The following is a 1910-nucleotide window of genomic DNA, read 5'->3' as shown; positions in this document are numbered from 1 at the left end:
GTTGTATGTGGTGAGTATTTCACTTTTTGTGACTGGTGGGAGTCCCACCGTAGCTGCTGTAGTCTCTTCGTCTTCAGCTTTTGTTTTTTAATAGTGCCGCGACCAGAGAGATCTACACAGAGTAGATCGTCGGCAGCGTCAGATGTGTATAAGCGCCAGTCCCCATTGTTCAGGCTGCGAATGGCAGCATGAAAACTCCTGCTCGCCGTACCATCGTTGTCTTCCATTTGCGCGCGCTTGGCGCTGACGGCAAAAAGAAACTGCGCATCCTTGAGCATCTCTTTATCGGGACCTATAAACCGCGAACCTTGTGCTGCTTGCGCCAACTCCGAGTCGGTCAATCTCAGCTGAAAATCGTCGTGCATGACCACGTGATAACCGCCAGGCTCTTTTCTCACTGAGCGAAAAATGTCCGTAGGGCTTTGACCAAATCGGTACATGGCTGCCTTGATGGCCGATACGGTAACGCAGTTGCCACTTGGCCCTTGGCGAAAGCCACTCCAGATGTTGTCCGGCTTAGCCCCATTACGCTTTATCGAAAGACCCGGAATGTTTGCGGCGACCTCAGGCTTTGGTGGTAGCGGTTCAGGTATGACCCGAGGCGGAACCTCAGGCTGAACCCTGGGCGGAGGAGGAATATCAGGAACTGTCGTATCTTTTTTATCGGACAATAGAGAAATCAACTGTGAAAAAAAAGACGCAAACAGCCCCGACAATGTAGTGACTAACTCTCTATTAGTACCAATGCTTTTTTTAGCTGTCTCGACAGTTCCGTAATTAACTGGAGTGCACTGAAGAGTGTCATTAATGGGTTTCAACGTATCAACAGGTGCCACCTGACGGACATCTATCACGCGCGCAATATTATTAATCGAACAGCACGACACAAGTTTCTCCTTAAACAGTACTTCTCCGAGTGGTATACCTCGGAGAAGCCCCCGTTTTATTCAAGCGTTCTTATGAGCCAGTGGATTTCAGGATCTGGATGAAAGTCGAGCATTGAAGCGCCAGTTTTTGTCGAATTTATTCTCATCAGGACCTGGGCTGGTCAAACCCGGAACAAACTTATCGGGCTGTGGCGCGGGTGTAGGTATCGGGTTGGTATCCGGATTCGGGCCTGGCTGTGGCATCGGGTTCGATTCCGGCTTCGGACCGGGCTGGGGCACGGGGTTCGATTCCGGCTTCGGACCGGGCTGCGGCACGGGGTTCGATTCCGGCTTCTGACCGGGCTGTGGCACGGGGTTCGATTCAGGCTTCGGACCCGGCTGAGGCACGGGGTTCGATTCAGGCTTTGGACCGGGCTGTGGCACGGGGTTCGATTCAGGCTTCGGACCGGGCTGGGGCACGGGGTTCGATTCAGGCTTTGGACCCGGCTGGGGCACGGGGTTCGATTCCGGCTTTGGACCCGGCTGGGGCACGGGGTTCGATCCCGGCTTCGGACCCAGCTGGGGCACGGGGTTCGATTCCGGCTTTGGACCCGGCTGTGGCACGGGGTTCGATTCCGGCTTCGGACCTTGCCTGGGATTTAAGTCCGGGGTTGGCCCGTCCTTTGTATCAGGGCAGTGACAGTGAGCGACATTGATGTTCACATGCACATTTGCTTCAGCATCATTAGTGACATTCACTGAAGGCATCGGCACTGACGGCTTCACTGGATGATCGTTTCTACCCGGTTTCGGCGTCAATCCGCCGTGATCTATTAGCACCCTCGGACCTTTTGCATCCGGCTTCACCGCTTGATCCGTCGTACCTGGCTTCACCGGCTGGTCTTTTGCATTCGGCCTCACCGCTTGATCAGTCGTACCTGGCTTCACCGGCTGGTCTTTTGCATCCGGCTTCACCGCTTGATCAGTCGTACCTGGCTTCACCGGCTGGTCTTTTGCATCCGGCTTCACCGCTTGATCAGTCGT

Annotated in this window: 1 protein-coding gene; it reads right to left on the bottom strand. The window is 54.6% G+C overall.

The annotated features are described in order from the left end of the window. The coding region (locus JFT58_RS29990) for a hypothetical protein (protein ID WP_198834879.1) at positions 1–887 on the bottom strand (887 nt) is incomplete at its 3' end. Positions 888–1910: the final 1023 nt, after the last annotated feature.

The organism is Pseudomonas sp. MF6767 (assembly GCF_016405475.1).
GTDB classification, from domain to species: Bacteria; Pseudomonadota; Gammaproteobacteria; order Pseudomonadales; family Pseudomonadaceae; genus Aquipseudomonas; species Aquipseudomonas paracarnis.
This window is presented reverse-complemented; position numbering and strand designations above follow the sequence as displayed.